Source organism: Marinobacter sp. AC-23, from assembly GCF_001858325.1.
GTDB lineage: Bacteria > Pseudomonadota > Gammaproteobacteria > Pseudomonadales > Oleiphilaceae > Marinobacter.
In genome coordinates this window covers 1-5581 of record NZ_MBPP01000104.1, presented here as the reverse complement: position 1 = coordinate 5581, position 5581 = coordinate 1, and the positions used below count along the sequence as shown (strand labels likewise).

Here is a 5581-nt window from a genome sequence, read left to right as displayed (position 1 = left end):
TTCGGTGGTTTTAGAAGCGAAGCTTCTGAAASAACTCGAAAAAAACGGTTGACAAGGTGGCGATACGATGTATAATTCGCCTCCTTGATTGAGCCACGGCTCAAACGCTCTTTAACAAATTAACCAAGTAATTCGTGTGGGCGCTGGCTGGAGTATTTCGACAAGAAATACCAAGGCAAGCGACTCGTCGAACATTGAGTTTTGTCTTGAGCAGATTTGAGATCTTCGGATCTTGTATGATTTAAACTGAAGAGTTTGATCATGGCTCAGATTGAACGCTGGCGGTAGGCTTAACACATGCAAGTCGAGCGGAAACGAAGGGTGCTTGCACCCTGGCGTCGAGCGGCGGACGGGTGAGTAATGCTTAGGAATCTGCCCAGTAGTAGGGGATAGCCCGGGGAAACTCGGATTAATACCGTATACGCCCTTTTGGGGAAAGCAGGGGATCTTCGGACCTTGCGCTATTGGATGAGCCTAAGTCGGATTAGCTAGTTGGTGGGGTAATGGCTCACCAAGGCAACGATCCGTAGCTGGTCTGAGAGGATGATCAGCCACATCGGGACTGAGACACGGCCCGAACTCCTACGGGAGGCAGCAGTGGGGAATATTGGACAATGGGCGCAAGCCTGATCCAGCCATACCGCGTGTGTGAAGAAGGCTTTCGGGTTGTAAAGCACTTTCAGTGAGGAGGAAGGCCTTAAGTTTAATACGCTTGAGGATTGACGTCACTCACAGAAGAAGCACCGGCTAACTCCGTGCCAGCAGCCGCGGTAATACGGAGGGTGCAAGCGTTAATCGGAATTACTGGGCGTAAAGCGCGCGTAGGTGGTTGAGTAAGCGAGATGTGAAAGCCCCGGGCTTAACCTGGGAACGGCACTTCGAACTGCTCGGCTAGAGTGTGGTAGAGGGTAGTGGAATTTCCTGTGTAGCGGTGAAATGCGTAGATATAGGAAGGAACACCAGTGGCGAAGGCGGCTACCTGGACCAACACTGACACTGAGGTGCGAAAGCGTGGGGAGCAAACAGGATTAGATACCCTGGTAGTCCACGCCGTAAACGATGTCAACTAGCCGTTGGGGATCTTGAATCCTTAGTGGCGCAGCTAACGCACTAAGTTGACCGCCTGGGGAGTACGGCCGCAAGGTTAAAACTCAAATGAATTGACGGGGGCCCGCACAAGCGGTGGAGCATGTGGTTTAATTCGACGCAACGCGAAGAACCTTACCTGGCCTTGACATGCTGAGAACTTTCCAGAGATGGATCGGTGCCTTCGGGAGCTCAGACACAGGTGCTGCATGGCCGTCGTCAGCTCGTGTCGTGAGATGTTGGGTTAAGTCCCGTAACGAGCGCAACCCCTATCCCTAGTTGCTAGCAGGTAATGCTGAGAACTCTAGGGAGACTGCCGGTGACAAACCGGAGGAAGGTGGGGATGACGTCAGGTCATCATGGCCCTTACGGCCAGGGCTACACACGTGCTACAATGGTGCGTACAGAGGGTTGCAAACCCGCGAGGGGGAGCTAATCTCACAAAACGCATCGTAGTCCGGATCGGAGTCTGCAACTCGACTCCGTGAAGTCGGAATCGCTAGTAATCGTGAATCAGAATGTCACGGTGAATACGTTCCCGGGCCTTGTACACACCGCCCGTCACACCATGGGAGTGGATTGCACCAGAAGTGGTTAGTCTAACCTTCGGGAGGACGATCACCACGGTGTGGTTCATGACTGGGGTGAAGTCGTAACAAGGTAGCCCTAGGGGAACCTGGGGCTGGATCACCTCCTTAAACGAAGTTGAAGCTTCGGTCAGAGTCCACACGAATTACTTGGTTAATTGTAAAGAGAGCAAGGGTCTGTAGGCCCGACGGTCTTGTTGAAAGACAAGCAAAACCGGGTCTGTAGCTCAGTTGGTTAGAGCGCACCCCTGATAAGGGTGAGGTCGGTGGTTCAAATCCACCCAGACCCACCAGAATTCATCAGCTCGGCGTTATCGAATGACTTGCATAGCAGGCTATGCGGCGGCATCCGATGCCTTGATCTGACGAATTCTCGACATAGCTTTTGGGGCTATAGCTCAGCTGGGAGAGCGCCTGCCTTGCACGCAGGAGGTCAGCAGTTCGATCCTGCTTAGCTCCACCATTATTACCCTGACTTCGGTCAGTGTACAGAAACAAGTGTTTCAGTTTAGCGTCAGCTAAGTCTGAAGTTCTTTTTTCTGATCACTGGGTCAGATTTGCTCTTTAACAAATTGGATGAGATAGAACACGAAGACGTTTTCTCATAATCTCCGAGAAAACGTGTTCAATGTGATAACGATTTTTTCAAGCGTTATCCGGTGTTGTCGTTGAAGTGGTTGTTATATCGCTTCGAGGAACTGTCTCCACTTATTGGCCTCCTGGTTTACCAGGGTGTTAGTGAATGGGGCACAGTTGTCTTGGGGTTATATAGTCAAGCAACTAAGCGCATACGGTGGATGCCTTGGCAGTCAGAGGCGATGAAAGACGTGGAAGCCTGCGATAAGGTTCGGGGAGCTGGCAAACAAGCTGTGATCCGGGCATTTCTGAATGGGGAAACCCACCTAGTTTCGGCTAGGTATCTTGCACTGAATACATAGGTGTAAGAGGCGAACCGGGGGAACTGAAACATCTAAGTACCCCGAGGAAAAGAAATCAACCGAGATTCCCTAAGTAGCGGCGAGCGAACGGGGACTAGCCCTTAAGCTAGACAACTGGTAGGAGAAGGCTCTGGAAAGTGCCGCCATAGTGGGTGATAGCCCCGTATCCGAAACCTGAGTCTAGTGAAATCGAGTAGGACGGGACACGTGATATCCTGTCTGAACATGGGGGGACCATCCTCCAAGGCTAAATACTCCTGACTGACCGATAGTGAACCAGTACCGTGAGGGAAAGGCGAAAAGAACCCCTGTGAGGGGAGTGAAATAGATCCTGAAACCGTATGCGTACAAGCAGTCGGAGCAGACTTGTTCTGTGACGGCGTACCTTTTGTATAATGGGTCAGCGACTTATGTTCAGTGGCGAGGTTAACCGTTTAGGGGAGCCGTAGGGAAACCGAGTCTGAATAGGGCGAATTAGTCGCTGGACATAGACCCGAAACCGGGCGATCTATCCATGAGCAGGTTGAAGGTTGAGTAACATCAACTGGAGGACCGAACCCACTGTCGTTGAAAAGCCAGGGGATGACTTGTGGATCGGAGTGAAAGGCTAATCAAGCCCGGAGATAGCTGGTTCTCCCCGAAAGCTATTTAGGTAGCGCCTCGGACGAATACCACAGGGGGTAGAGCACTGTTTCGGCTAGGGGGTCATCCCGACTTACCAACCCGATGCAAACTCCGAATACCTGTGAGTACTATCCGGGAGACACACGGCGGGTGCTAACGTCCGTCGTGAAGAGGGAAACAACCCAGACCGCCAGCTAAGGTCCCCAAATTCCAGTTAAGTGGGAAACGATGTGGGAAGGCTCAGACAGCTAGGAGGTTGGCTTAGAAGCAGCCATCCTTTAAAGAAAGCGTAATAGCTCACTAGTCGAGTCGGCCTGCGCGGAAGATGTAACGGGGCTCAAACTGGATACCGAAGCTGCGGCTGCATACTTTGTATGCGGGGTAGGGGAGCGTTCTGTAAGCCTGCGAAGGTGAGTTGAGAAGCTTGCTGGAGGTATCAGAAGTGCGAATGCTGACATGAGTAACGACAATGGGAGTGAAAAACTCCCACGCCGGAAGACCAAGGTTTCCTGCGCAACGCTAATCGGCGCAGGGTGAGTCGGCCCCTAAGGTGAGACCGAAAGGTGTAATCGATGGGAAACGGATTAATATTTCCGTACCTTGGATAGCTGCGATGGAGAGACGGAGAAGGCTAGGTGAGCTGGGCGACGGTCGTCCCGGTTTAAGCGTGTAGGGAGTGGGTTTAGGCAAATCCGGATCCACAATTCTGAGACGCGACGACGAGCACCCTTAACGGGAGCGAAGTCATTGATGCCATGCTTCCAGGAAAATCTTCTAAGCTTCAGGCTATTTGAGACCGTACCCCAAACCGACACAGGTGGTCAGGTAGAGAATACCAAGGCGCTTGAGAGAACTCGGGTAAAGGAACTAGGCAAAATGGTGCCGTAACTTCGGGAGAAGGCACGCCGGTGGTATGTGACGCCCTTCGCGGGTTGAGCAGAAGCCGGTCGAAGATACCAGGCCCCTGCGACTGTTTATTAAAAACACAGCACTGTGCAAACTCGTAAGAGGACGTATACGGTGTGACGCCTGCCCGGTGCCGGAAGGTTAATTGATGGGGTTAGCGCTTGCGCGAAGCTCTTGATCGAAGCCCCGGTAAACGGCGGCCGTAACTATAACGGTCCTAAGGTAGCGAAATTCCTTGTCGGGTAAGTTCCGACCTGCACGAATGGCGTAACGATGGGGGCGCTGTCTCTACCCGAGACTCAGTGAAATTGAAATCGCCGTGAAGATGCGGTGTATCCGCGGCTAGACGGAAAGACCCCGTGAACCTTTACTATAGCTTCACAGTGAACTTTGAACATGTTTGTGTAGGATAGCTGGGAGGCTTTGAAGCGTGAACGCTAGTTTGCGTGGAGCCAACCTTGAAATACCAGCCTGGCATGTTTGAGGTTCTAACTCCGTCCCTTATCGGGGATGAGGACATTGTGTGGTGGGTAGTTTGACTGGGGCGGTCTCCTCCTAAAGCGTAACGGAGGAGCACAAAGGTGGGCTAAGTACGGTCGGACATCGTACGGTTAGTGTAATGGCACAAGCCCGCTTAACTGCGAGACTGACACGTCGAGCAGGTACGAAAGTAGGTCATAGTGATCCGGTGGTTCTGTATGGAAGGGCCATCGCTCAACGGATAAAAGGTACTCCGGGGATAACAGGCTGATACCGCCCAAGAGTTCACATCGACGGCGGTGTTTGGCACCTCGATGTCGGCTCATCACATCCTGGGGCTGAAGCCGGTCCCAAGGGTATGGCTGTTCGCCATTTAAAGTGGTACGCGAGCTGGGTTTAGAACGTCGTGAGACAGTTCGGTCCCTATCTGCCGTGGACGTTGGAGATTTGAGGAAAGCTGCTCCTAGTACGAGAGGACCGGAGTGGACGAACCTCTGGTGTTCGGGTTGTCACGCCAGTGGCATTGCCCGGTAGCTATGTTCGGACAGGATAACCGCTGAAAGCATCTAAGCGGGAAGCCCCTTCCAAGATGAGATCTCCCTGGGCCCTTGAGGCCCCTGAAGAGCCGTTCAAGACTAGGACGTTGATAGGTCGGGTGTGTAAGCGCTGCGAGGCGTTGAGCTAACCGATACTAATTGCTCGTGCGGCTTGACTATATAACACCCAAGACAATTGCGGATATCGCAACGAAAAAATCAAATCACAGCTCTATCTCATCCCCCAGTGATCAACCGTTTTGTCTGACGACCATAGCGGCTTGGAACCACCTGATCCCATCTCGAACTCAGAAGTGAAACAGGCCAGCGCCGATGGTAGTGTGGCATTTGCCCATGTGAGAGTAGGTCATCGTCAGACTCTTAATTACGAAAGCCCGATAGCTATGCTACCGGGCTTTTTTGC

2 tRNA genes and 3 rRNA genes are annotated in these 5581 nt (G+C 52.4%); all 5 read left to right on the top strand.

Annotation, left to right across the window (positions count from 1 at the left end):
• Window positions 1-243: 243 nt before the first annotated feature.
• The 5 genes from BCA33_RS19580 (at window position 244) to rrf (ending at window position 5536) form a co-directional block, all read left to right on the top strand.
• Window positions 244-1784 (top strand): 16S ribosomal RNA (locus BCA33_RS19580).
• A gap of 105 nt (window positions 1785-1889) precedes the next feature.
• Window positions 1890-1966: transfer RNA gene (locus BCA33_RS19575), tRNA-Ile, on the top strand.
• Window positions 1967-2060: 94 nt separating this feature from the next.
• Window positions 2061-2136: transfer RNA gene (locus BCA33_RS19570), tRNA-Ala, on the top strand.
• Between the two features lie 307 nt (window positions 2137-2443).
• Window positions 2444-5337, top strand: a 23S ribosomal RNA gene (locus BCA33_RS19565).
• A gap of 83 nt (window positions 5338-5420) precedes the next feature.
• Window positions 5421-5536, top strand: a 5S ribosomal RNA gene (rrf, locus tag BCA33_RS19560).
• The 16S, 23S and 5S rRNA genes sit together here with 2 tRNA genes alongside, the layout of an rRNA operon.
• Window positions 5537-5581 lie beyond the last annotated feature (45 nt).